This window comes from Pedobacter roseus (genome assembly GCF_014395225.1).
GTDB classification, from domain to species: domain Bacteria; phylum Bacteroidota; class Bacteroidia; order Sphingobacteriales; family Sphingobacteriaceae; genus Pedobacter; species Pedobacter roseus.
Map to the genome: position 1 here is coordinate 793,322 of NZ_CP060723.1, position 25,779 is coordinate 819,100.

At 39.1% G+C, this 25,779-nt stretch carries 21 protein-coding genes; 12 read left to right on the forward strand and 9 right to left on the reverse strand.

Annotated elements, in window-relative coordinates:
- Window positions 1-307: 307 nt before the first annotated feature.
- The 8 genes from rhaT to H9L23_RS03570 all read left to right on the forward strand — a co-directional run bounded on the left by rhaT (window position 308) and on the right by H9L23_RS03570 (window position 12,100).
- Complete coding sequence (rhaT, locus tag H9L23_RS03535) at window positions 308-1,402, forward strand: L-rhamnose/proton symporter RhaT (RefSeq protein ID WP_187593695.1); 1,095 nt, start codon at window positions 308-310, stop codon at window positions 1,400-1,402.
- 29 nt (window positions 1,403-1,431) lie between these two features.
- Complete coding sequence (locus H9L23_RS03540; protein ID WP_187593696.1) at window positions 1,432-3,552, forward strand: bifunctional aldolase/short-chain dehydrogenase; 2,121 nt, start codon at window positions 1,432-1,434, stop codon at window positions 3,550-3,552.
- A gap of 428 nt (window positions 3,553-3,980) precedes the next feature.
- Entirely contained in the window at window positions 3,981-5,261 is a 1,281-nt protein-coding gene (locus H9L23_RS03545; protein ID WP_187593697.1) for a sugar isomerase, read from the forward strand.
- Between the two features lie 13 nt (window positions 5,262-5,274).
- Window positions 5,275-6,660, forward strand: a complete 1,386-nt coding sequence (locus tag H9L23_RS03550) for an FGGY-family carbohydrate kinase (RefSeq protein WP_187593698.1) — start codon at window positions 5,275-5,277, stop codon at window positions 6,658-6,660.
- Between the two features lie 42 nt (window positions 6,661-6,702).
- Window positions 6,703-7,734, forward strand: coding sequence for a GntR family transcriptional regulator (locus H9L23_RS03555; RefSeq protein ID WP_187593699.1), 1,032 nt, complete (start codon window positions 6,703-6,705; stop codon window positions 7,732-7,734).
- Between the two features lie 335 nt (window positions 7,735-8,069).
- The gene (locus H9L23_RS03560; protein WP_246474841.1) at window positions 8,070-8,375 is read left to right on the forward strand and encodes a type II toxin-antitoxin system RelE/ParE family toxin; all 306 of its coding nucleotides are present in this window, start codon (window positions 8,070-8,072) and stop codon (window positions 8,373-8,375) included.
- Window positions 8,356-8,661 (forward strand): helix-turn-helix domain-containing protein, encoded by a 306-nt coding sequence (locus tag H9L23_RS03565; RefSeq protein WP_187593700.1) that lies wholly within the window; start codon window positions 8,356-8,358, stop codon window positions 8,659-8,661. The genes H9L23_RS03560 and H9L23_RS03565 overlap by 20 nt, the downstream gene beginning before the upstream one ends.
- A 25-nt stretch (window positions 8,662-8,686) precedes the next feature.
- The gene (locus H9L23_RS03570; RefSeq protein WP_187593701.1) at window positions 8,687-12,100 is read left to right on the forward strand and encodes a DEAD/DEAH box helicase; all 3,414 of its coding nucleotides are present in this window, start codon (window positions 8,687-8,689) and stop codon (window positions 12,098-12,100) included.
- A gap of 169 nt (window positions 12,101-12,269) precedes the next feature.
- Here H9L23_RS03570 and H9L23_RS03575 read toward each other — a convergent pair whose 3' ends face one another.
- Both H9L23_RS03575 and H9L23_RS03580 read right to left on the reverse strand, forming a co-directional pair.
- A complete protein-coding gene (locus H9L23_RS03575) occupies window positions 12,270-13,103 on the reverse strand; it encodes an SDR family oxidoreductase (protein ID WP_187593702.1) in 834 nt (277 codons plus the stop codon).
- Between the two features lie 203 nt (window positions 13,104-13,306).
- Entirely contained in the window at window positions 13,307-13,888 is a 582-nt protein-coding gene (locus H9L23_RS03580; RefSeq protein ID WP_025146756.1) for a thymidine kinase, read from the reverse strand.
- 123 nt (window positions 13,889-14,011) lie between these two features.
- Between H9L23_RS03580 and H9L23_RS03585 the strand changes: the two genes are divergently transcribed.
- Complete coding sequence (locus H9L23_RS03585; RefSeq protein WP_187593703.1) at window positions 14,012-15,238, forward strand: hypothetical protein; 1,227 nt, start codon at window positions 14,012-14,014, stop codon at window positions 15,236-15,238.
- 334 nt (window positions 15,239-15,572) lie between these two features.
- On the opposite strand, the gene rodA is transcribed toward H9L23_RS03585, so the two are convergent.
- From rodA to purH, 6 genes are all read right to left on the reverse strand, one after another.
- Window positions 15,573-16,835, reverse strand: coding sequence for a rod shape-determining protein RodA (gene rodA, locus H9L23_RS03590; RefSeq protein ID WP_187593704.1), 1,263 nt, complete (start codon window positions 16,833-16,835; stop codon window positions 15,573-15,575).
- Between the two features lie 3 nt (window positions 16,836-16,838).
- Window positions 16,839-18,848 carry a penicillin-binding protein 2 gene (gene mrdA / locus H9L23_RS03595; protein ID WP_187593705.1) on the reverse strand — a complete coding sequence of 670 codons (2,010 nt, stop codon included), beginning with the start codon at window positions 18,846-18,848 and terminating at the stop codon, window positions 16,839-16,841.
- Window positions 18,848-19,363: a rod shape-determining protein MreD gene (locus H9L23_RS03600; RefSeq protein ID WP_187593706.1), complete on the reverse strand. Its 516-nt coding sequence runs from the start codon at window positions 19,361-19,363 to the stop codon at window positions 18,848-18,850. Before H9L23_RS03600 ends, mrdA begins: the two co-directional genes overlap by 1 nt.
- The gene (gene mreC, locus H9L23_RS03605; protein ID WP_187593707.1) at window positions 19,356-20,195 is read right to left on the reverse strand and encodes a rod shape-determining protein MreC; all 840 of its coding nucleotides are present in this window, start codon (window positions 20,193-20,195) and stop codon (window positions 19,356-19,358) included. Before mreC ends, H9L23_RS03600 begins: the two co-directional genes overlap by 8 nt.
- An 85-nt stretch (window positions 20,196-20,280) precedes the next feature.
- On the reverse strand, window positions 20,281-21,303 hold the full coding sequence (locus H9L23_RS03610; RefSeq protein WP_010601761.1) for a rod shape-determining protein: 1,023 nt from the start codon (window positions 21,301-21,303) through the stop codon (window positions 20,281-20,283).
- A gap of 221 nt (window positions 21,304-21,524) precedes the next feature.
- Entirely contained in the window at window positions 21,525-23,051 is a 1,527-nt protein-coding gene (purH, locus tag H9L23_RS03615; RefSeq protein WP_187593708.1) for a bifunctional phosphoribosylaminoimidazolecarboxamide formyltransferase/IMP cyclohydrolase, read from the reverse strand.
- A 569-nt stretch (window positions 23,052-23,620) separates the two neighbouring features.
- Here purH and H9L23_RS03620 point away from each other — a divergent pair.
- Window positions 23,621-23,848 carry a hypothetical protein gene (locus H9L23_RS03620; protein ID WP_187593709.1) on the forward strand — a complete coding sequence of 76 codons (228 nt, stop codon included), beginning with the start codon at window positions 23,621-23,623 and terminating at the stop codon, window positions 23,846-23,848.
- Window positions 23,849-23,863: 15 nt separating this feature from the next.
- Here the strand turns inward: H9L23_RS03620 and purN are convergent, their stop codons facing one another.
- Complete coding sequence (gene purN / locus H9L23_RS03625; protein WP_187593710.1) at window positions 23,864-24,442, reverse strand: phosphoribosylglycinamide formyltransferase; 579 nt, start codon at window positions 24,440-24,442, stop codon at window positions 23,864-23,866.
- Between the two features lie 242 nt (window positions 24,443-24,684).
- Between purN and rpsT the strand changes: the two genes are divergently transcribed.
- Both rpsT and radC read left to right on the forward strand, forming a co-directional pair.
- Complete coding sequence (gene rpsT / locus H9L23_RS03630; protein WP_187593711.1) at window positions 24,685-24,939, forward strand: 30S ribosomal protein S20; 255 nt, start codon at window positions 24,685-24,687, stop codon at window positions 24,937-24,939.
- 71 nt (window positions 24,940-25,010) lie between these two features.
- Window positions 25,011-25,709, forward strand: a complete 699-nt coding sequence (gene radC / locus H9L23_RS03635; protein WP_187593712.1) for a RadC family protein — start codon at window positions 25,011-25,013, stop codon at window positions 25,707-25,709.
- Window positions 25,710-25,779: the final 70 nt, after the last annotated feature.

Genomic DNA, 25,779 nt, shown 5'->3' on the forward strand with positions numbered 1-25,779 from the left:
GGTGTCTTAGGTGGTCAAACAAAAAATGAATCGATATAATTTCCATAGAAAGCGTTGTCAACTTTCTAGCCCATTTGCCATTAAAGTTGACAATGCCAATTCTATTCGCTTGACGTCAGATGGTAACATTTGACACTCCAACAAAGGGCTGCTATCTGTTTTCTACACTACAATTTCCAACTTCTGTCTCCGGACTTATCTAATTCCATCATCCATTTTACGTCTTCCATCTCTGATCCATAACAGTGCATAACAGTTAAAGTTGATGCAAATTCTATTTTAGGGCAACCAAATATTAAATTAGAGCATGCAAGCAATTTTAGGTGTAATTTTTCATTTCTTCGGTGGTTTCGCTTCCGGAAGTTTCTACATTCCATACAAAAAAGTTAAAGGCTGGGCCTGGGAAAGCTATTGGATTGTTGGTGGGATATTCTCCTGGTTAATTGTTCCGCCCCTTGCTGCTTTTTTAACCGTTCCTAATTTTGGTGCCATTATCAGCAGTACCAATGGTGGTATTTTATGGCTTACCTATTTCTTTGGTATCCTTTGGGGCATTGGTGGTTTAACCTACGGTTTAGGTGTTCGTTACCTGGGTGTATCATTGGGTAGCAGTATCATTTTAGGACTGTGTATGGTATTGGGATCAATCCTGCCATCCATTTATTTCGATTTTTTTCCTCAGGCAGGTAAAGATACTTTTAGCATGTTTTTGCACACCGATTGGGGCCGCATGGTATTACTGGGGCTTCTGGTATGCGTTTTTGGGATTATCATCTGTGGTAAAGCAGGTATGATGAAAGAAAAGGAAATGAAAACTGGTGTTACTGACCCACATGGAATGGAGGTAAAAACAGAATTCAAATTCGGTCTTGGGTTGTTTGTGGGGATTGTTTCGGGCGTATTAAGTGCCTGTTTCAATTTTGGTATCGAAGCCGGAAAACCTATGGCCGATGCTGCAAACGCCATCTGGAAAGCTGCAAATCCTGCAGAAAATGGAAATTTCCTATTCCAGAATAACGTTACCTATATCATTGTACTTTGGGGTGGTTTAACTACCAATTTTATCTGGTGTATGGTGCTTAATGCACGCAATAAAACATTTGGCGATTATACCAATGCAAAAACGCCACTGTTAAAAAACTATATTTTTTCTGCACTGGCAGGTACCACCTGGTTTTTGCAGTTCTTTTTTTATGGTATGGGTGAAAGTAAAATGGGCAACGGTGCCAGTTCGTGGATCTTACACATGGCTTTTATCATTTTGATCGCCAATGTATGGGGGCTTGTTTTAAAAGAGTGGAAAGGGGTATCCAAAAAGACCTTATTTACTGTTTTGGCGGGTATTCTAACCATCATCGTTTCGGTACTCATTGTAGGTTATGGTAATTCAATAAAAGGTTAATAAATAAAAAATTTAAATAGAATATAAGAATGTCAATCGATACGAAAAGTTATAAGCACGTAAGCTATCTATGGGATGAAGAGGAAGCCGCAAAACTGGCTGGTGATGAAGTAGCCCTCTTAATTTATCGCTCTAATTTATTGGGTGCAGATTTACGCTTAACCAATTATGGAGGTGGCAATACCTCGTGCAAAGTATTGGAAAAAGATCCGCTTACCGGTTTGGAAACCGAAGTAATGTGGGTAAAAGGTTCGGGTGGCGATTTAGGCACCTTAAAGAAAAGTGGACTTGCTGCATTATATGTTGACCGTTTACGTAGTCTGAAAAATATTTACCGTGGAGTAGAGCATGAAGATGAAATGGTTGAACTCTTTAACCACTGCATTTTCGATTTAAGCTCTAAAGCACCATCAATTGATACGCCTTTACATGGTTTCCTGCCATTTGCGCATATCGATCACCTGCACCCTGATGCGGCGATTGCCATTGCTGCGGCTAAAGACGGTAAAAAAATTACCGAAGAGTTATTCGGAGGTACAATCGGCTGGGTGGAATGGAAAAAACCAGGTTTCGAACTTGGACTTCAGTTAAAACAGTGTTTAGATGAAAATCCGGGCATCCGTGGCATTATGCTGGGTTCGCATGGTTTGTTTACCTGGGGCGATACCGCTTACGAAAGTTACCTGAACACTTTAGAAGTAATCGAAATCTGTTCTGATTACCTGAACCAGAATTATGGTAAAAAAGGTCCGGTTTTTGGCGGACAGAAAATAGAAAGTGCAGCTGCAGATCAGCGTAAAAAACAAGCCGCTGCAATAGCACCTGTTTTACGTGGTTTATGTTCTTCTAAACAACACATGATCGGTCATTTTACCGATGATAGCCGTGTATTGGAATTTATCAATTCTAACGATCTCGATCGCCTTGCGCCAATGGGAACGAGCTGTCCTGATCACTTTTTAAGAACTAAAATCAGTCCGCTGGTTTTAACACTAGAAAGTAATGCCGATTTATCAGATGTTAAAGCGCTAAAAGAAACTTTAGCACCAGCCTTTGAAGATTATAGGGCAATGTACACCGCTTATTACGAAGCTTGTAAACATCCAAATAGTCCGGCTATCCGTGATACCAACCCAGTGGTGATTTTGTATCCTGGTATCGGTATGTTTACTTTCTCTAAAGATAAGCAAACGGCAAGGGTTGCAGCAGAATTCTACATCAATGCCATTAATGTAATGAAAGGCGCTGAAGCGGTTTCTGAATATACTTCATTACCTCACCAGGAAGCGTTTAACATCGAATATTGGTTATTGGAAGAAGCGAAATTACAACGTATGCCTAAACCAAAACCATTAACTGGTAAAATTGCCCTGATTACAGGCAGCGCCGGTGGTATCGGTAAAGCAATTGCCAAAAAGTTTGTTGCCGAAGGCGGTGTGGTGATTTTAAACGACATGAACGCCGAGCGTTTGGAAGAAGCAGGCAAAGAATTTGCAGGTCAGTTTGGTAAAGATTCTTACAGTACCGCTATTTTGAATGTAACCAGCGAAGCAGATATTAAAGCCGCTTTCGATTCGGCTGCCCTGGCTTTTGGCGGGGTAGATATCGTGGTAAACAATGCAGGTTTATCAATCTCTAAAACCATTGCCGATCATACCGAAAAGGATTGGGATTTATTATATGATGTTTTGGTAAAAGGTCAGTTTTTTATTACCCAGGCTGCAACAAATACGATGCAAAAGCAGGATATTGGTGGCGATATCATTAATATTGTAAGTAAGAATGCCCTGGTAAGCGGACCAAATAATGCTGGTTATGGCAGTGCAAAAGCGGCTCAGTTACATTTAAGCAGATTAAACGCTGCCGAACTGGGTGCCGATAATATCCGTGTAAACGTAGTTAATCCAGATGCGGTAATCAGCGATAGCAATATCTGGGCAGGCGGATGGGCCGAAGGCCGTGCAAAAGCTTACGGCGTTACTGTTGCAGAGTTACCGGCTTATTACGCAAAACGTACTTTGTTGAACCAGATCATATTACCAGATGATATTGCCAATGCCTGTTTCGCCTTTGTGGGTGGCTTGTTGCACAAATCAACCGGAAATGTTTTAAATGTTGACGGCGGAGTAGCCATGGCATTTGTAAGATAACACAAATCCTCGGTCTGTGTCTTCACAGACTGAAACAGATAATTAAATTAGTGGTCAGTGGGGACACAGGCCATGGCGATAAGAGTAAAACGGATTAAATAATATTAACCACAGATAAAAAGGATGCACATAGATATAAAAATCTGTGTTTATCTGTGTAAATCCGTGGCTAAAAAAAATAGATTAGTGGTCTGTGGGGACACAGACCACGGTATCAGGATTAAATAATATTAACCACAGATAAAAAGGATGAACACAGATACAAAATCCGTGTTTATCTGTGTAAATCCGTTGCAAAAAAACATTGGTCTGTGCTACACAGACCATGGCAAACAGAATTTTAAATTCAGTTTTAGTAAGTTGTTTAACCGGTCTGTGCCTTGCACAGACCGAAAATGACTTTTAAAATAATAAAACCAAATATCCTCATGAATATCGAGCAGAACCAAATAGAAAAACATAACGACTCCCTTTTAACTTCACATCAACGCAAACTTGCTTTTTTAAAAGAAGATTGGTCACACGTTGATCTGGAAAGCGTAATCAAGAAACTGGTCGATTTTCAGATTGCTATTCCAAGCTGGGCATTGGGCACTGGCGGTACACGTTTTGGCCGTTTTGCCATTACCGGTGGTGAGCCACGTACCATTGAAGAAAAAATTGAAGATGTAGGTTTATTGCATGCCCTTAATGGTGCAAGTGGTGCCATTTCGCTGCACATTCCATGGGACATCCCTCAAAATGCAGAAGCTTTAAAAACTTTAGCCTCCAGCTATGGTTTAAAGTTCGATGCCATGAACTCCAATACCTTTCAGGATCAGAAAGGATCAGCGCATAGCTATAAATTCGGTTCATTGCAGAATGTAAATAAAGACATCCGCAAACAAGCCATTGAGCATAACATCGAAGTAATTAAACACGGTATTGCATTGGGATCGGATGCTTTAACGGTATGGCTTGCCGATGGTTCTTGTTTCCCAGGTCAGCTTAATTTCCGTAAAGCTTTCGAAAATACTTTACAGAGTTTGCAGGAAATTTATTCAGCCTTGCCTGAAAACTGGAAAATATTTGTGGAGTACAAAGCCTTCGAACCTAATTTTTATTCAACTACGGTTGGCGATTGGGGACAATCGTTATTGTACGCGAGCAAATTGGGTAAAAAAGCTTATACTTTAGTTGATTTAGGTCACCACTTACCAAATGCAAACATTGAGCAGATTGTAGCTTTATTGCTAATGGAAGGAAAATTAGGTGGTTTCCACTTCAACGATTCTAAATATGGCGATGATGATTTAACTGCAGGAAGCATCAAGCCTTACCAGTTGTTCCTGATCTTTAACGAGCTGGTAGAAGGAATGGATGCAAAAGGCATGAACCACGCAAAAGATTTAGGCTGGATGATCGACGCTTCACACAATGTGAAAGATCCTTTAGAGGATTTATTACAATCCGTTGAAGCGATAATGATTGCTTATGCACAAGCTTTATTAGTGGATAGAAAAGCCTTGAACGAAGCACAAGACAATAATGATGTAGCCAAAGCACAGGAGATTTTACAACATACTTTCCGTAGCGATTTAAGGGCTTTAGTAGCTGAGGCCAGGTTAAGAGCAGGTGCTGCTTTATCACCGATCGCTTTATACCGCGGTTTAGAAGTAAGAAATAATTTAGTTAATCACCGCGGAAATACTGTTGCCACAGGTTTATAAATAGGAGAATAAAATGCCAAAACCTGTTATTGCCATATTTGATGTTGGGAAAACGAATAAAAAACTCTTTCTGATAGATGAAAACTACCAGATTGTTTACGAACGTTCTGCGCGTTTTGTAGAAACGGTTGATGAAGATGGCGAGCCTTGCGAAAACCTCGAAAGCCTGCGTTCTTCAGTTTACGATTCCCTGCATCAGGTTTTGCAGTTAAAAGAATTTGATGTTAAAGCCATTAATTTTTCTACTTATGGTGCCAGCTTTGTGTACCTGGATGAAAATGGGGAGCCTTTAACACCACTTTATAATTATTTAAAAGAATATCCGGAGGAGCTTAAAAAAGCTTTTTATGCGAAATACGGAGGTGAGGAGAAGATTTCATTGGAAACGGCCTCACCAATTTTGGGCAGTTTAAATTCGGGCATGCAACTCTACCGCCTGAAAAATGAAAAACCCGAAATATTCCAAAAGGTAAAATGGGCCTTACATTTGCCACAATATTTAAGCTATTTAATCTCAGGTAAAGCAGTGGCCGATATTACCAGTATTGGCTGTCATACCCAGCTTTGGGATTTCAATAAAAACAAATACCACGATTGGGTTTTGGCAGAAAAAATAGGGGAGAAATTTGGTGAGTTTACCCCGGCAGATTCAAGCTTAACCACCAATTTTGAAGGGAACACGTTAAACGTAGGTGTTGGACTGCACGATAGTTCTGCGGCACTAATCCCTTACCTGGCGAACTTTAATACCCCATTTGTGCTTATTTCTACCGGTACCTGGTGCATCAGTTTAAACCCATTTAACCAGCAGCCCTTAACTGCCGAAGAGCTTAAACAGGATTGTTTGTGTTACATGCATTATAAAGGCAAGGCTGTTAAGGCTTCACGCATTTTTGCAGGTTACGAGCATGAAGTACAGCTTAAACGAATCGCCGAACATTTCGATCGCGCAGCTTACCTGTTTAAACACCTGAAGTTTAATCCATCAATGATTTTGAAACTGGCGAATAAAATCCCCGAAAATCAACAGGAACAGCAGGGTTTTTCTGCAAGTTCGGCTTTTCCGGACCGCGACCTGAATATCTTTCAAACTGCTGAAGAAGCCTATCACCAATTGATCTTCGACCTGATCAAGCAGCAGATTTATTCATTAAAATTGATTTTAAATGCTGGTGTGAGACGAATTTTTGTGGACGGTGGTTTTGGTAAAAATGCCATTTATATGCATCTGCTGGCTACTTCAATTCCCGATATTGAGGTTTATGCGTCATCTGTTTCGCAGGCTACAGCCATTGGTACCGCACTGGCCATAAATGATGCCTGGAATGAAAATCCGGCGCCAACGGACATGATCCAGTTAAAATATTATTCTGCCATTCAGCGTAGCTTAGATTTTTAGGAATTTACCTATATTCGAATTCTCCATACCAATGTAACCGTTTTGAAACCAGAAGATTTAATCCCCTACATAAAAGTTGATGAGTATTCATCAACGCCAAAATACAAGCAGTTAACCAATGCAATTTTGGCCGCTATTGAAAGTGGTAAACTTCTTAAAAATAGTTTGTTGCCATCCATAAACGAGTTGAGTTTCAGTTTGGAAATGTCGAGGGATACCGCCGAAAAAGGTTACCGTAACCTTCGGAAACTGGGGGTGGTTGATTCTGTACCTGGTAAGGGTTATTTTATCGTAAATACCGATTTTTCGAGAAAATTAAAGGTCTGTTTGCTTTTTAATAAGCTCAGTACACACAAAAAAATCATTTACGATTCCTTTACCAAAACCATCGGCGAACGTGCGGCGATAGATTTTTATATCTACAACAATGATTTTGCGCTGTTCAAGAAGATGATAGTGGCCAAACGTGATGATTATTCGCACTTTGTGATCATTCCACACTTTTTAGAAGGGGGCGAAAATGCCCACGAAATTATCAATACCATTCCAAAAGAGAAACTGGTGATCCTTGATAAATTGCTGCCCGGGATTACAGGAGATTATGCTGCGGCGTATGAAAATTTCGCACAGGACATTTATGCGGCCCTGGAACAGGCTTTAGACCGGCTTTCTCATTACCGTACCCTAAAAATTATCTTTCCAAAAAATAGTTATTTCCCACACGAGATATTAACGGGTTTTTACAGGTTTTGCCAGCAGTATGCTTTCGACCATAAAGTGATCCACAATATCAAAGATGAAGAAATTAGTCCTGGTGAAGTGTATATTAACCTGATGGAAGACGATCTGGTGATGCTGATTGAACGTTTAATTGCTCAAAAACTTAAAATTGGTGTAGATGTTGGCGTAATATCTTATAATGAAACCCCGTTGAAAAGAATTATTTTAGATGGAATAACGACTATTTCTACTGATTTTAGCAAACTAGGTGCACAGGCAGCGGAGTTTGTTCTCAATGGAAAAACCGAAAAAATCGAAGTTCCTTTCTATTTGAACTTGCGTAAATCGTTGTAACAAAAACCAAATTCGTCATTGCGAGAAGGCTTTTTCAGCCGACGAAGCAATCTTACAACGATCGTGACCAGCGTGCGCTTTAAGATTGCTTCGGGCCTCGCAATGACGACTTTTTTATTGTAATTTGTTAATAGCAGCGTGGTGCAATGTAGTAGCGAATCTATAAAGTCTATAGTTAGCTTGATTCTTTTTATTTGAATCTTCCTAAATCACTATAACTTATTTTAACCAAAACATTGGAGTTTGTTATCTAATTAGCTAACTTTGTATTGGCTTAAATTTGGTTAATTAACGAAGAATTTATCAGGGACATTTTCTACTTTGAAGAGTATTATTTGGATTTTTACGAAAAGCTTAAGCCTAACGTAAAGAAAAAATTCAATTGGACATTACAACTAATCGCTACGCTTGAAAAAATCCCTGAAAAATATTTTAAGCACATTACAGGATCTACAGGGCTTTTTGAGATTAGGGTTGAAGTTGGTTCTGATATTTTCAGGGTGTTTAGTTTTTTCGATAAAGGTCAACTGATCATCCTGGTAAATGGATTTCAGAAGAAAAGCCAAAAAACTCCAAAAAATGAAATCGAATTAGCGGAGAAACTTAAAAAGAAATATTTCGATGGAAAAGAAAAAGAATAAATTGACATCATTTGCCGTTCATTTGGATACCGAATACGGTAAGCGAGGTACAGAAAGTAGAGAAAATTACGAACAGGAATTTGAGAGTTTTAAACTCGGTGCAATGCTACAAGAACTCCGGAAAGAAAAAGGCATGACACAAGAGCAACTTGCCGAAAAATGCGGTACTACAAAAACCTACATTTCTAGAATTGAGAATAATGCAAGCGATATTAGACTTTCAACTTTAATGAGGATTATTAAAGTTGGGTTAGGTGGCCACTTAAACCTAAACGTGAGTTTATAAAACGAAATACCCTATTTTAGTTTAAATGAGTGAACAGGTAACAGCGCAGCAGCTTTCAGAACAACATCCTTACGATTATATTTTAAAGGATTTTAACCTGAAAGATCTGAGTCAGGTTGTTATTCTTAAACATTTAAGCGGATTGATTCATACCGATGTTAAAGGCTTTTACCAGCTTTTTCCGGAGCAGATAGAGATTGATTATGCCGCTTTTAGCGATGAAGCATCTGGATTAGCCTTTCCAATTGTTCAGCTGCAGCAAAATGATAATTCGGTAAAACTTTCTTGTCGTTGTGCTGCGCCAAAAAATAAACTCTGCGAACATCAGGCTCGGGTTTTGTACAATATTCTTCAACGTCAGGAATTACTGATTTTCTTTGATGCTAATCTCCGCAGGCAAAAGCTGGCCAAAATTGCGGTCGATTACGGATTGGAAAAGGAAAATGATTTCGATCTTTTGTTCAACCTCCGGTACGAAAACGGTCAGTTAGATATTCGCCCAAAAATGGATGCCCTGCAACCATTTAATAAAGAAGCCCAGCAAAATTTACAGGAACTTTTATTGCCGCCAGCAAATGCTAAAGTAAAACTGCAGTCCAAAAGTGACAAGGCTAAAATGATTCTGGTATTGGGCCAACACCGCTATTACAACAATTTAGTGGTAGAATTATTCGAAGCTGAAACCACTAAAAGCGGCAAGGTTAAAAATCCCATTAAAAGCGTTAATCCAAATGACCTGCTTTTTAAAACCGACGATCATGATCTGGTGAAATTTTATAGTGGCATTACCACTTTTCAGCAGAATTACAATGCCGATCAGAATGATGCGGAGATAGAGGCTCTAAGGGCAATTGTAAAAAATCCTCAGCGAATCTCATTTTACCTGCAGGATAGTAAACAGTCATCCGCAATTCAGGCCTCAACCATTACGGCGGTTAATGTGCATTTACTGGAGGTAGATTTACGGCTTTCAGTAAACCAGCGTGATGATTATTATGAAATCACCGGTCGGTTGATTATTGAAGGCAAATCTTACGAGCTGGATAACCTGGTATTGGTACATCAATATTTTGTTAAACTAAAAGATCAGCTTTATTTGATCGGTAGACTAGATTTTCTACGTGTAATTGGTTTTTTTCAAAAGCAGAGTAACCGCTTAATCCTGCACAAAACAAAGTATCCGGAGTTTCAAAAAACAATTCTGGTTCCTTTAGAAGGCAGCATTCATGTCGATTATTCATATTTAAAACCGGCTACCAAAAGTCAGATTGAAGAAAAAGGTTTCGATCTCGAAAATGAGCAACTGATCTACCTTTCAGAATCTGAAGATTATATCCTCCTTACACCCGTAATGCGTTATGGGAACTTGGAGATACCTGTGTTGTCTAAAAAACAGATCCAGGCGAAGGATAAACTGGGAAATATTTTTAAACTTGCCCGTGATGAGCAGGCCGAACTTCAGTTTATTTCGAATGTAATCAGGTCGCATCCCTACTTTTATGAGCAGATGGAAAATGATTTCCTGTTTGAGCAAAATAGTTATGATTCATTTTATCTTCATCGAAAACGGTTTTTGGAAGCAGCCTGGTTTCTCGAAGCTTTTGAAGTTTGGCGGAATAAAGGCATTCATATTTTAGGCTTCAATCAGCTTAAAAATAATAAACTGAGCGAATTTCAGGCTAAAATCAATATCGAGGTATTGAGTGGAACTGATTGGTTTGAGACCAAAGTAAAAGTGAAATTCGGCAAACAACAGGTTGCACTGAAACTCCTGCATAAATCAATCAGGAACAAAAGCAAGTTCGTTACGCTTGACGACGGTACACAAGGGATACTGCCAGATGAGTGGATCGAAAAATTTGCGGCTTATTTTAGCGCAGGAGAACTTACCGAAGAAGCCATTATTACCCCAAAAATTAAATTTGCTTCCATAAACGAACTTTATGAAGATGCTTTGCTGGATGGGGAAGTAAAGAATGAATTGAAGCTGTACAAGCAAAAATTTGAAGGCACTGATTCAATTCAGGAGGTGGAAGTACCAAAAGGTTTAACCGCAACTTTGCGCCACTACCAGAAAGACGGTTTAAACTGGCTTAACTTTCTGGATGATTTTAATTTTGGCGCCTGCCTGGCCGATGATATGGGATTGGGTAAAACCATACAGATTTTGGCTTTCATTTTATCGCAGCGTGAAAAAGTAGAGCACAATACCAACCTCGTGGTGGTTCCGGCTTCATTAATCTTTAACTGGAAAGCAGAAGTAGAGAAATTTGCTCCCTCCATAAAGGTGAAAACCATTTATGCTGGCGAACGCACCAAAACCACTGATACTTTTGATGATTATGAAATCATTTTAACCTCTTACGGCACATTGTTGTCGGATATTCGCTTTTTAAAAGATTACCGCTTTAATTATATCTTTTTAGATGAATCGCAGTTGATCAAGAATCCAGATTCGCAGCGATATAAGGCCGTTCGCATGTTGCAATCGCGGAATAAAGTGGTGATGACGGGTACACCGATCGAAAACAATACTTTCGATCTGTATGGACAGCTGTCTTTTGCTTGTCCGGGGCTCTTCGGCAGTAAACAACAGTTTGCTGATTTATATTCTACCCCAATCGATCAGTTTAAGGATAGCCGGAGGGCTGAAGAATTGCAGAAAAAAATCAGGCCGTTTATTCTCCGCAGGAATAAAGAACAGGTGGCTAAAGAACTTCCTGATAAAACTGAAATTGTATTGTACTGTGAAATGGGAGAGGAGCAACGCGAGGTTTACGAAGCCAATAAAAAGGAAATCCAGGATTTTATTTTAGGTAAACAGGAAGATGACCTGCCTAAAAGCTCAATGCATGTACTCAAAAGCATCACCACCTTAAGGCAGATCTGTAATTCAGCCGCCTTATTGGCCGATGGAAAATCTTATTTACAAGCTTCCTCAAAAATTGATGTGCTGATGGAACAGATTGAAAGTAAGGCCGGTAATCATAAAATACTGGTTTTTTCTCAATTTGTGACCATGCTTGATCTCATTAAAAAGCAATTGCAAAACCGGGGAATCAGGTATGAATACCTTACGGGGCAAACGCGCAAAAGAGAAGAAGTGGTCACCTCTTTTCAGCAGAATGCCGACATCCCTGTTTTTCTGATCAGTTTAAAAGCAGGTGGAACGGGACTCAACTTAACGGAAGCTGATTATGTTTATCTCGTAGATCCATGGTGGAATCCTGCGGTAGAAAACCAGGCCATAGATCGGGCGTATCGAATCGGTCAGCATAAAAATGTAATGGCGGTGCGTTTAATCTGCCCTGATACCATCGAAGAAAAAATTATGAAACTACAGGCTACTAAAAAGGATCTGGTTAAAGATCTGATCCAGACTGACGGAAGTTTGTTTAAAAACATGACCAAGAAAGAATTATTGGGGTTGTTGAGTTAAATGTTCGCTATTATTTCATGAAGACATTACCATCGTGCCAAAAGTAGATTCAAAAATTGTTCGTCATTCCCACGCAGGTGGGAATCGTAATGCAATAAGCTTTAAGATTCCCAATCAAGTTGGGAATGACGATGCGGCTAATCAATGCAACTCACAATAAGGTAAATAACTAAATCCCTACCTCAAACTCATAACCCAGAAATTCAGGCACATTCAAACTTTCTACAATTTTCCAATCCTTCTTTTCTGCAATAAAGTTGGGCTCAGCAAGGCCGGTAGATTTAGCCGCATTGGTGTAAAAGTCCATTTTTGCAGGATGATTTGGAGCACAGGCATTGTAAGTTCTGCCAAAGGCTTGTTTCTCTAATATTTTAACCGCAATACCTACCGCATCGGTTTGATGGATCAAATTTACAGGAGCCAGGCCATTCGGTACATTGCTTTTTCCGGCAAAAAATCTTCCAGGGTTACGGTCGGGGCCAATTAAACCTGCAAAGCGGATTACTGTGCAATTTTCAGGATATAATACTTTAAAAAGCTGCTCTGCAGCTAAAACAATTCTTCCCGAATCGGTGTCTGGATTGGTTTCACTGCTTTCATTTACCGCTTTATTTTCATCTGCATAAACACTGGTTGAGCTAATCAGCACCACATTTTTCGATTTATCTTTCGCAGCTGCTAAAATTGATTTGATCTTTTGGGGATAATCATGAAGCTCAGTAGAATTCCGCTTTGGTGGAATACAGATAAATAAGGTGTCCGCTTCAAAAAACGCTTCCCCGGCTACAATTGCATCTGCAGTAAAATTGATTAAATAAGGTTGTATATTTTCAGCCTGAAGTATGGCTAATTTCTCCTGACTGGTTGTTGAACCTTTAACAGCATAATTCAAACTAATCAGCTTTTTGGCCAAAGCCAATCCAAACCAGCCGCAACCTAAAATAGAAACGATATTGTTTTTTATATTCACGATACAAATATCAGCTAAATTTACTTCAGACAATTATTAAAATAAAGGAGGATTTTGTTTCTCAATTCACAGGCATAGCTTTGCCACCTAGCCCCGGGTGCAGCAGGTACCCTGCAGGGTTGAGGTACGAAGACCGAAGCGTACCGCGAAACACGGGAACAAACTTTAATTTTAGCACGGATACTGCGCTTCAGAAAAAGAATACGCATTTACCAATTAACTAATGAACCAACTAACTATCCTTTACCCAAATTATAACAGGCCCTGCACCGTGGTTCATAACTTTCCTTTTCGCCCAATAAAACAGTCGCTTCATCAGCAGCGGTACGGTAGCTGTAAAGTGCCGGGTTGCCACAGCAAACACAAACAGCATTTACTTTGGTTACATGTTCGGCAATGGCCATCAAAGCCGGCATCGGACCGAAAGGTTTGCCTGTAAAATCCATATCCAATCCTGCTACAATCACACGGATACCCCTAAGGGCCAGTTTGTTACAAACATCAGGCAATTCATCGTCGAAAAACTGTGCCTCATCTATCCCTACAACTTGCGTATTGGTGCCCAACAATAAAATAGCTGATGCACTATCAACCGGGGTAGAATTGATTGAATTCAGATCGTGCGATACCACTGCGGTTTCGTGGTAACGGGTATCGGTGCGGGGTTTAAAAATTTCGACATTCAATTTAGCAATCTGCGCTCTTTTTAACCTTCTGATCAACTCTTCGGTTTTACCAGAAAACATAGAGCCACATACCACTTCTATACTTCCCGAAAATTCGCCTCTTCTCCTAAAATTTTGTTCGCTAAATAACATGCCCGATTTTTTATTCCCCTATGTTCGCTCTATAATTTTTAAACCGAACAAATATGAGAATTATGTGTTATTTTTGGACACATAGTTACCAACATAAATCGCTAAAAAATTCGTTTTAACTTTATGATGAACCAACAGGATATTTTCAGAAAAATCGGCAATATTTTAACAGAATTAAATGAGCAATATCAGTTCCTAGCTCAAAATCCTCAACAATTAAACGATTTGGAGCTGGAGCTTTTCCTGGCCAATGCCCATTTTCTTTCCGATCATGTTAATATCGTCAAAAAACTGAATACGGCAGTAGAGGATAAAGCTCCTCAGGCTGGAAATCATGTTTTGTTGGCTGAACAGAATACAATCATTTTACCAGAAGCTGAAAATATCGCTACAGCCGAAAGCGAAAGCTTTGCACCTCAGGAATTGGAAGAAATAGCGACCGCTGAGGAAGAGGATGAACGTATTGACGTTAAGCCTGAACAGGAAAAATGGGATGATGAGGTAATTGAAGAAGAAAAGGCTGAAACAATTTTAAATCAGGATTTTTTCAAACCTGATCAGGACGACCATACTTTTGAATTTGTATTGGGTAACCACGATGAAAATGCACAGTTTGATTACGAAGCAAATCCGATAGCTATCGGATCTGTAGAAGAAATTTTCGACCGTCCGTTAAGTAAAGAAGAGGCCGAAATTTTAGCACAGAAAAAAAGGATACACGAAAAAGAAGCATTAGCTCCACAAGAAGATGTTTTGCCTGCTGAAGATGATGAAATTGGCCCTGAACCTTTTTTAATTCCGCACGAAGAAGAAGAACCGCAAATAATTACTCAAGCGGAACCTGTAGTAGAAGTTAAACCTGAAGAGCCAATTGCTGAAGTAAAAAAAGAAGAACCGGTTACCGTTGCAAGTCAGCCCATAGAAGCGCTTAGGGATGTAAAATTTGATGATCCTATTATTTCGCCTCCAGTTGAGCAGGAGCGTCCGCTATTTACTCCTGAAGCTGTTCCTGTAAAACCAACTCCACAGCCCACAGCTTCTCAGCCGGCTCCAAGTTTAAACGACTTATTGGCCAAAACAAACAGCCAGAATAATGAACCTGTTAAAGCTCCGATTGCTGATTTAAAACAGGCAATCAGTTTAAATGAAAAATTACTGTTTATCAGGGAGCTTTTTAACGGCTATAATCTGGCCTATTCTGAAGTGATTGATATCATCAACAGGATGAACAGCTTTGAGGCTGCAGATAGCTACCTTCAGCACAATTATGCAGCAAAAAATAACTGGGCAAGCAAACAGGCTACTGTAGATCAGTTTTACGAGCTGTTAAATAGAAGGTTTAGTAAGTAGAACGGAGGGCGATAAGGGTTTGGCGGATAGCGTTAAACATTTCTTATAGGATCGTCATTTCGACTGAAGTGCAACGAAATGGAGAAATCTTTGTACTATGCTCATTGGATAGTTCAAAAATTTCTCCAAAGGGGTTGAAATGATGACTTTTTGCAAGCTATCGTTCATCATCCTCGTTTGTAACGATGATGATCGAGATTGGCATTTGTAATGCCTTAAATAATAAATCTTTGTACCAATATTATTAAGATCCTGAAATGAATTCAGGAGGACGAATCTCTATGCTTTTACGCTAAATATCGACTCTGGACTAAAGACTCCGGACTCCCGACTTTTAAATAAACCCCATCCGGTTAGAATCCAGCTTTAAAAAGATAAACAGCAGGATTGTAAAACTCCATAATGACGATCCGCCATAGCTGATGAATGGTAGTGGAATCCCTATTACCGGAATAATCCCGATCGTCATCCCGATATTGATAAATACGTGAAAAAACAGGATACAGGCTACACTATAACCGTAAACCCTCGAGAAGGTAGATCGCTGCCGTTCTGCCAGGTTGATTAACCGAAGCAAGAGGAACATGTATAAGCCGATTACAACTGAACATCCCATAAAACCCCATTCTTCACCAATGGTAGAGAAGATAAAATCGGTACTTTGGGCGGGTACGTAACCATATTTAGTTTGGGTACCCTGTAAAAAACCACGACCGGTTGCCTGCCCCGAACCAATGGCAATTTGCGATTGGATTACATTATAACCCGCACCTTTGTTATCGGCTTTAAGGCCCAACATTAATTCGATACGACTACGCTGATGTGGCGCTAAAACTTTCTCGTACGCAATTTTAACCACAAAAAGATAAGCAATGGCAATCATCGTTACCAGTACGGTAGAGATGATGATTTTTTGTTTCCTCCTGTTATTATAAATGAAAAGTCCGCCAATAGTAGTGAGGATAAGGATTAATACATAAGTTGGCACCAGGAAATCGGCAACAAAAAGTACAATCATTCCTAAGAAAATTAAAAGAAAATAACCTGATAAACCCTCACGGTATAAAGGGAACATAAAGGCTAGGAACACCAATGCAGAACCTGTATCGGGTTGTAACATGATTAATAAAAGTGGGGCCAGTACAATAAGCCCGGCAATTACAATTGATTTAAAATCCCTGAATTTGGGGTTAAACGTGCTTACATACCTCGCCAGGAGCAAGGCCGTACCAAATTTGGCAAATTCTGAAGGTTGCAGCCTAAAGGAACCAATAGGGATCCAGGCCTGGTTTCCTCCTACATTTCGGCCAACAAATAATACCACAACGAGTAAAAAGAGGGTAGCACCGTAAATAAAGGGCGCAAATACGTTAAATAATCTTCCATCGAACAATAAGATGGATAAACCCAATATCAGCCCGGTAATTACATAAATCAACTGTTTACCGTAACTGCTCGCAAAATCAAATCCTGCTGCTTTATCCGGATTGTAGATAGAAGCATAAACATTGATAAAACCAACTGCGCATAAAGCAATATAGATTAGAACAGTAATCCAATCTACATTAAAAAAGAAACGGTTTCCCTGTTGCTGCATCTTCTATTTATTGGTTACAGGTTTTTGGTTTACAATGGGTTGATTTACTTTCGGTTTGGTAGCAACAGTTTGTTTTAATATTGCCGGTTTTATTTTTAAGCTGTCTTTAACCCTTTTAAGTGAATCGGCTTTTTTAAGATTTAAACTATCCAGTTTGGTTAATTTAACCTTTTTTGTTTTGTCGATTAAAGCAGGTAAAAGATTGGTTTCGGAGAATGCTTTTACGGTATAGCCATTCGAACGTGGCTTAATGGTATCCGTTAGGTATTTTTCTACCATGAAACTCGATATCGGTGCTGCATACGAACCTCCAAAACCACCATTTTCTACTATTACTGCAATGGCAATTTTAGGGTTATCCATTGGTGCAAAACCGATAAAAACCGAGTGGTTTTTGCCATGTGGGTTTTGTACCGTTCCGGTTTTGCCACACATCAAAATATTGGGTATCTGAGATTCTTTTGCTGTTCCCCACGGACTGTTTACCGCATCGCGCATCCCGTCAATTACGATCGGGAAATATTTCTCATCTACACCTACATAGTTTTTAACTACATATTCTTTTTTAACAACATTTTTATCACCGATACCTTTAATTAAGTGAGGCTTTAAATAATAGCCCCGGTTGGCAATTGCCGCCATAACGTTTGCCATTTGCAACGGGGTAGAGGTAATTTCTCCCTGACCAATGGCCTGCGAAATTACAGTGGTGTATCCCCAGCGTTTGCCATAAATTTTATCATAATGGTCTCCCTGATAAAATATCCCCTTTTTTTCGAAAGGCATATCGATTCCCAATTTCTGACCAAAACCCCATTTAGAAATCTGCTCATGCCAGTTGGCATAGGTTTGGCGTTGATTTTTCATGCCGTTTTTGGTAATGATGCTCTGAAAAACATGGCAGAAATAGGTGTTGCAAGAACGGGCAATACCGCGTTGCATGTTGATGGTACCATCAACGTGCTCGCATTTTACTTTATGGTTTCCGGCCATGTAATAGCCCGGACAGAAAAACGTAGTATTTGGATCAATTGCGCCATCCTGCAATGCTACCAAAGCATCTACAGGTTTAAACGATGATCCGGGAGAATATTGTCCTGCAATAGGCCTTACAATCTGCGGACGGTAAGGATTAGCAATCAAACTCATGTAGTTTTTGCCCCAATCTTTACCCACAAATTGGTTGGGATCATATCCCGGGCTACTTACAAAAGCCAGGATCTCTCCGGTTGAAGGTTCGATGGCAACAATGGCACCAACTTTATTTTTCATCAATTCTTCGCCAAGACGTTGAATCCTGATGTCTATAGAAGAAATTAAACGATCTCCCGATACGGCATTTACATCATATTTCCCATTGGCATAACTCCCCTGGGCAATATTTTTAGCATCGTACAAAGTATTGATCACCCCTTTTTCGCCCCTTAAAAAATCTTCATAAGAACGTTCAAGGCCACTTTTTCCGATAAAATCGCCCGGTTTATAATAACCTTCCGATTTTTCAATATCATCCGGACTCACTTCTTTAACATAACCAAAAAGTTGTCCGGCAACGCTATCAGGATAATGCCTGATCGTTCTGTCCTGCGTCCTGAAACCCGGAAAACGGTACATAATTTCCTGTAAACGGGCGTAACTCTGTACAGAAATCTGCCTTTCGAAAAATGTAGACTGATAAGAAGATTGTGCCCTTGCTTTTTTCAGTTTTTTACGCACATCCTCAACTGTAATTTCTAAAGCATTGGCCAGTCCAAGGGTATCGAAGGGTTTAACTTCGTTTGGGGTAACCATTAAATCGTACACGGGTTCGTTCTGCACAATTACTTTCATGTTCCGGTCGAGGATGGCACCACGGGCAGGGTATTTATAAATTTTACGCAACACGTTACTTTCAGCAGAACTGAAGGCCTTATCGCTAATGATCTGGATATAAAATAACTTCCCCAGCAAAATCAGGGCGATTACAATAAATAATCCTTGAACGATATATTTTCGGTTAAATAACTGATCCATTAACGTGGTGTTCTTCTATAGAATATAAACTCTACCAATAAAATAATAAGCAGTGTAAAGATACAACTTAAACCGCATCTCATTAAGGTATAACCAATTTCGGTTAGCTTAAATGTTTCTAAAAAGAACAGCACCAGGTGGTGTGCAATAACGCAAAGAAAAGCATAAAGTGAAAACCATTGAAAACCCATATAACTTAAAGAAGGTTCGGGGTCGTCAATTGCGTCGCGGTTTAAACTGATCGAAATAAAAGAAATCCTTACAAAAGCCAGTACCACACAGGCCGTAGCATGTACGCCCATGGTATCATAAAAGGCATCGAGGGTTAATCCGGTTACAAAAGCCAATAAATACAATACGATATTGGGAATACCAAAAGGGAGCAGGAGTAAAAATAATACGTAGATAAATGGCGTAGAAAGGTCGTAAAAACCCATATTCTTGAGCAGGAATATCTGCACAAAAAGTAGCAAAAACCACCTGATCACATTTACAATTATGATTCTACTATTCATTCGGTTTAGCGATGCCTTCTAAAGCTTTTTGCTCTTCAGCCTTTTTATATTTAACCACATATACATATTGCAATGTGCTAAAATCTGTAAATAAATTCAACTCGCCTGATAAGAAATTATCATTGGTGGCTACATTTGGCTTGCTGATCCTGCCCACCAAAATTCCTTTCGGAAATGATGCAAAACCAGACGTCACTACCGTATCGCCCACATACATTTTAATGTGGTTGGGTACTTCCTTGATAAATGCCTTTTTAACGTCGAAATTGCCATCGCCCCAAACCAGTGAGCCCAAAGCGTTATTCTTTTTCAAAGTCACACTTATTTTGGTGTCTTTATGTAATAGCGATTGGATGGTTGCCAGGTGTTCAGAAACATCGCGGATAAAGCCAACCACACCTTTTTGCGGTGCAATAACGGCCATTCCGGCTTTAATGCCGTCAACGCTCCCTTTATTAATCGTCATGATGTTATTACGCAAAGTGATGGAGTTTTTAATCACTTTAGCGGCAAGGTAAGTGTAATCCTGATTGGTGAGGGTGTCAACAACCTTAACATCTTTAGCGGTATCAACAGTGGTTAAGCTTAATAGCTTACTTTTAAGCTTGGCATTTTCTGCAGCAAGGCTATCGTTTACCATTCCAAGGTTTAAATAGCGCTTAAAAACATTTAACCTCTCGTAAGCCGTACCCACTACCTCATTGGTAGAGTTTAAGGTTACGCTACGCTGATAGGAGTTGTTCTTCACCGTTAGGTAAAGCCCAATGGTAAAAAAAATGATAAACAGGAAAAATGCGTTGTATCTGCTGATGAAAATCCAAAGGTTACGCATTGCTCATGAGATATGAGATGTAAGATATAAGATGTGAGTTTGGATAATTAGTCACAAATCTCACATCTCATATCTCAAATCTAGGTTATTGCATTAAGAATTTATATCCGCCAATGTTTTTAAGGGCGATTCCGGTTCCGCGCACTACCGCACGAAGTGGATCTTCTGCAACGTGAACAGGCAATTTTGTTTTTGCAGCCACACGTTTATCCAAACCTCTTAACAACGCACCACCACCTGTTAAATAAATACCGGTTTGGTAAATATCAGCAGAAAGTTCTGGTGGGGTAATCTCTAAAGCTTTTAAAATCGCTTCTTCAATTTTAGAGATCGATTTATCTAAACAGTGTGCAATTTCGGTATAAGAAACGGTGATCTGTTTTGGAACACCCGTCATTAAATCACGGCCCTGAACAGCAAAATCAGCAGGAGCATCCTGTAATTCAGGTAAAGCTGCACCCACTTCGATCTTGATTTTCTCAGCAGTACGGTCACCGATCATAATATTATGCTGACGGCGAATGTAGTTAACGATATCAGAGTCGAAGTTATCTCCGGCCACGCGGATCGATTGATCACAAACAATACCAGATAAAGCGATAACCGCAATTTCAGTGGTACCACCACCTATATCGATAATCATGTTGCCCATCGGTTCTTCAACATCAATACCAATACCTACAGCAGCTGCCATTGGCTCGTGTATTAAGTAAACTTCTTTTGCGCCTGCAATCTCTGCAGAGTCGCGCACAGCACGTTTTTCTACCTCTGTAATACCAGAAGGAATACAGATTACCATACGTAAAGAAGGGAACATCCATCCTTTACCGCCATTAAGCATACGGATCATACCCTTAATCATCGCCTCAGCGGCGTTGAAATCGGCAATTACTCCATCCTTTAGTGGACGAACGGTTTTAATATTATCGTGGGTTTTACCCTCCATTTGCATTGCCTGACGACCTATAGCAATGACTTTGTTTGTAGTACGATCAAAAGCAACGATAGATGGCTCATCTACAACTACTTTGTCGTTATGTATAATCAGGGTATTCGCAGTGCCTAAATCGATGGCAACTTCTTGCGTAAACCAGTTAAATAATCCCATGTATAAGGTATGTTTTCTTTATTTTGTCAAATCTATACTATTCCTAATGTAAAAATAGCTTTTTTATTGTTTTAAGTTTTATTTTCTTCAGTTATTGAATTGTTTTTAAGGCAATTAAAATATTCAGAAAATAAAAAGCGGTAATTGTTGGGTTTAAACTATCGTTATTGTAAGGCATGATGTAAAACCTTCAGCCTTTAAACCCTCAACCTTATACCTTTTTAGTGTTTAAAGTGTCTTACCCCGGTAGTTACCATTGCAATACCTTTTTCGTTTGCTTTTGCTACAGAATCAGCATCTTTAATCGATCCACCTGGTTGTAACACCGCAGTAATTCCGGCTTCGGCAGCAATTTCCACACAATCAGGGAAAGGGAAGAAAGCATCAGAAGCCATGGCAGCACCTTTAACGCTGAAACCAAAAGAAGCAGCTTTTTCAATCGCTTGTCTTAACGCATCAACACGTGAAGTTTGTCCAACACCGCTTGCAATCAGTACATCATCTTTAACCAAAACAATGGTGTTAGATTTGGTATGTTTTACAATTTTATTGGCGAAGAATAAGTCTTTCAGTTCTTGTTCGGTTGGTGCTTTATCGGTAACGGTAGTCATTTGCTCCGGACCTTCGATAATTAAATCTTTATCCTGCTCAATTACACCATTTAATAAGGTTTTAAATTGTTTTTTGCTCAATTCAACCTCATTACGTTGCAAAATCACGCGGTTTTTCTTTTTACTGAACAATTCTACTGCTTCTGGCTGGTAAGAAGGTGCAATTAATACTTCAAAAAACAGGTTGTTAATTTCTTCTGCTGTTTCAAGATTAACTTCCACATTGGTAATCAATACACCACCGAAAGCAGAAACAGGGTCGCATGCTAAAGCATCAACCCAGGCTTGTTTAACGGTCGGACGTGAAGCAATACCGCAGGCATTTGTATGTTTTAAGATCGCAAAAGTCGGATCTTCAAATTCGTCGATCAAAGCAACGGCTGCATCCACATCAACCAGGTTATTATACGAAAGCTCCTTACCGTTCAGTTTGGTAAACATGGCATCTAAATCGCCATAAAATACACCACCCTGGTGAGGGTTTTCGCCATAACGTAGCGTTTTGGCTTCAGTTACACTCTGTTTAAAAACATCAAGTGGTTCTTCTGTATTAAAATAGTTAAAAATTGCAGTATCGTAGTGCGAAGAAGTATGGAAAGCTGTTTTAGCAAACGATTTACGCTGTGCCAAAGTAGTTTCGCCATTTTGCGCTTCTAACTGTGCCTGTAAAGTAGGGTAGTCATTTTTAGAAGCAATAATTACTACATCGTTAAAGTTTTTCGCGGCAGCACGGATTAGGGAAATACCACCGATATCGATTTTTTCGATAATTTCTTCCGGTGTTCCACCTGCTTTTACGGTTTCTTCAAAAGGGTATAAATCAACAATCACCAAATCAATTTCAGGGATCTCATATTCAGCAATCTGCTCCTGGTCGCCTGCTAACGCTCTGCGGTTTAAAATTCCACCGAATACTTTTGGGTGTAAGGTTTTAACACGTCCGCCCAAAATAGAAGGGTAACCGGTTAAATCTTCAACCGCTGTAACCGGAAGATTTAAATCTTTAATAAATTGTTCTGTTCCACCGGTAGAAAATAACTGTACACCTTGCGCGGCTAACAATTTTACCAATGGCTCCAAACCATCTTTATAATATACTGAGATTAAAGCGTTTTTGATTTTAATGGATTGACTCATTCTACTGAAAATTTTGAGCCGCAAAGGTAGTAAAAACAGGGGAATTTATTTAGGTGGTGAAACCAATAAAAATGAAATTATTTAGATATTTTTCTTTACCAGGCATTTTTTCTTTTTCAAAAGGATTTTCAGGTCTCAAATATGCTGATAGTGCTTATGTAAAGCAGGCCTTTATCTTTTTTTGTTTGCCTGGAAGTTGCCAGCTAATTTTAAATTGATGGTAGAGGTATTTCGAATTTTATTATTTTAGCCCGCATCATATAATAAGTACTAATTGATAACTAGGGTTAACAGAAGCAATGTATCAATCAAATCGTAGAAAAAAGTGGACCTATATAACCATCATGTTCCTTCTTATATGTTGTTACATCGGGATTTACCATTCTCATCGTTATTTCGGGTTTAACAGCGTAATATTGCTAGGCATTTCAGCTATATTGGCCTTGTTTTATTTAAGTAATTTATGGTTGGACGATAGTAAACGATGGTATAAATTTAAATCGTTCCTTTTTGTATTATGTGTTGGAGGTCCGGTTGCGATTTTTGTTTTTAAGATGCATGAGTCTTTTATGGAAAAACAACTGGCAAAATATGGTGTGCCCGCAGAGGGGATTGTGACGAAATTATATATACAAAGGAATAGAAATAGTCAAACGCCTTACGCTATATTTACCTATAAGTTAAACAATAAAATCTGGATGCAGGAAGTGATCAACACAAACTCTTCTTTACAGGTTGGTGATACTCTAATGTTGCTGTGCGCTAAAACGGATCCTGAAATTTTTAAAATCGAATAGCACGTAATCCTAATATTACTTTTTTATCTTTTTAACAATCGTTTCTACTATCCGTGGATAATGCTGGTGCTCTAACTGCTGACCTTTAAATTTTACCATCTCCAGGTTGTCGTTTTTATCAATTCTGTAGCGGGCCTGGTAAATGTATTCACCTTCATCATAGTTTTCATCTACATAATGGATCGTGATACCGCCTTCGGTTTCACCGGCAGCCATCACCGCATTGTGCACATGATCGCCGTACATGCCCTTTCCGCCAAACTTAGGGAGAATAGCAGGGTGGATATTTACAATCCGGCCAGGGTAGGCGTGGATCAGGCTTTTAGGAATTAACCAAAGGAAGCCTGCCAGTACAATAAAATCGATTTCAAGATTTTTGAGCAGATCCACAACCTCATCGGTTTTGTAGAATTCGTTTTTGTCGAAAATATGGGTAGGGATTTCGAAGTTATCAGCTCTTTGTAATACATAAGCCTCGGCGTTATTGGTTAACACCAAAGAAATTTCAATTTCGTTACTTCTTTTAAAATGCTCCATCAGTTTTTGGGCATTAGAACCAGAACCTGATGCAAAGATGGCTATTCGTTTTTTCACTCAAAAATCGTTTTGTCCAAAAATAGTGTTTTTAGGGCTGTTTTCTTAATCGAAAAGAAATTTTATTCAATTAAGTTAAAGTATTATTAATGAAGAATTTTAATGTATTTTTGCAGTTCGGAAACGGGGTTAAATTTTAATTAAAAAAAAGTTAAAAGTGTTTTGTAATTTAAAAACATTAATCCTATATTTGCAACCCGAATTATAGGAAACGAATAAGAAAAATAAAAGGCTAAATAGAAATGGCAAATCATAAATCTTCATTAAAAAGAATTAGAGCAAACGCAACAAAACGTTTACGTAACAGATATCAGGCAAAAACTACACGTACCTTTATTAAAAGATTACGTGCTGCAGAAGATAAAAAATCTGCATCTGATTTATTGCCTAAAGTAATCTCTATGTTAGATCGTTTAGCTAAAAAGAATGTTATCCACAAAAACAAAGCGGCAAACAATAAATCGAAATTAACGAAATTCGTTAACGGTTTAAAATAAGCCAATTTTTTTACGATATTAGCAAAGGCATCCCAACCAAAAGTTGGGATGCCTTTTTTTTGTCGAAAAAAATGGAACAATACGAACAGAAACTAGGCGTTAAACTGTGGGCTGAAGAAGACCGCCCGCGTGAAAAACTTTTGTTGCATGGCAGAAGGCATTTAACTGATGCTGAACTCATCGCAATTTTAATTGGTTCAGGAAGTAAAACCGAAACTGTTGTCGACCTCAGTAAAAGGATTCTGGCTTTTTACGATAACAGTTTAACCCGTTTGGGCAAAGCGTCTATCCAGGATCTTTCGAGGTTTAAAGGCATAGGCGAAGCCAAAGCCCTCACCATCATGGCTGCTCTGGAACTCGGCCTGCGACGGAAAGAAACCGCTGAAGAAGATGTTACTCAAATCACTACCTCTGGTGATGTTTACAGGTACATGCATCATACCTTTGCCAACCTCAACCACGAAGAATTCTGGATCCTGTTGCTCAACAGGTCTAACCGAATTATTGGGAAATTCCTGATCAGTAAAGGTGGACAGGCGGGTACCATAGCCGATCCGAAAATTATTTTTAAAACGGCTCTGGAGAATAATGCGGCAAATATTGTTCTGGCGCATAATCATCCTTCAGGAAGTTTAAAGCCAAGCGAAAGCGATGATAAACTCACCAGGGATATGGTGGCTTCTGGCAATCTGCTTACACTTTTTGTGGTAGACCATGTTATTTTTGCCAATAACCGATATTACAGTTACAAGGATGAAGATTTAATTTAAAAGATATTTCATTGTTAAAATACAATTAACCTTAATTTAGTATCCTCGCAGCTTAAATTTATAATTTATA

Coding starts and splice junctions, on each gene's coding strand:
- H9L23_RS03600 (WP_187593706.1), bottom strand. CDS start 19,363: ATGAATAGTAGAATCATAATTGTAAATGTGATCAGGTGGTTTTTGCTA.
- H9L23_RS03620 (WP_187593709.1), top strand. CDS start 23,621: ATGGAAAAACAACTGGCAAAATATGGTGTGCCCGCAGAGGGGATTGTG.
- H9L23_RS03585 (WP_187593703.1), top strand. CDS start 14,012: ATGATGAACCAACAGGATATTTTCAGAAAAATCGGCAATATTTTAACA.
- H9L23_RS03550 (WP_187593698.1), top strand. CDS start 5,275: ATGCCAAAACCTGTTATTGCCATATTTGATGTTGGGAAAACGAATAAA.
- rodA (WP_187593704.1), bottom strand. CDS start 16,835: ATGCAGCAACAGGGAAACCGTTTCTTTTTTAATGTAGATTGGATTACT.
- H9L23_RS03610 (WP_010601761.1), bottom strand. CDS start 21,303: ATGGGATTATTTAACTGGTTTACGCAAGAAGTTGCCATCGATTTAGGC.
- purH (WP_187593708.1), bottom strand. CDS start 23,051: ATGAGTCAATCCATTAAAATCAAAAACGCTTTAATCTCAGTATATTAT.
- H9L23_RS03540 (WP_187593696.1), top strand. CDS start 1,432: ATGTCAATCGATACGAAAAGTTATAAGCACGTAAGCTATCTATGGGAT.
- H9L23_RS03580 (WP_025146756.1), bottom strand. CDS start 13,888: ATGTTATTTAGCGAACAAAATTTTAGGAGAAGAGGCGAATTTTCGGGA.
- mreC (WP_187593707.1), bottom strand. CDS start 20,195: ATGCGTAACCTTTGGATTTTCATCAGCAGATACAACGCATTTTTCCTG.
- mrdA (WP_187593705.1), bottom strand. CDS start 18,848: ATGGATCAGTTATTTAACCGAAAATATATCGTTCAAGGATTATTTATT.
- H9L23_RS03565 (WP_187593700.1), top strand. CDS start 8,356: ATGGAAAAGAAAAAGAATAAATTGACATCATTTGCCGTTCATTTGGAT.
- rpsT (WP_187593711.1), top strand. CDS start 24,685: ATGGCAAATCATAAATCTTCATTAAAAAGAATTAGAGCAAACGCAACA.
- rhaT (WP_187593695.1), top strand. CDS start 308: ATGCAAGCAATTTTAGGTGTAATTTTTCATTTCTTCGGTGGTTTCGCT.
- H9L23_RS03570 (WP_187593701.1), top strand. CDS start 8,687: ATGAGTGAACAGGTAACAGCGCAGCAGCTTTCAGAACAACATCCTTAC.
- H9L23_RS03545 (WP_187593697.1), top strand. CDS start 3,981: ATGAATATCGAGCAGAACCAAATAGAAAAACATAACGACTCCCTTTTA.
- radC (WP_187593712.1), top strand. CDS start 25,011: ATGGAACAATACGAACAGAAACTAGGCGTTAAACTGTGGGCTGAAGAA.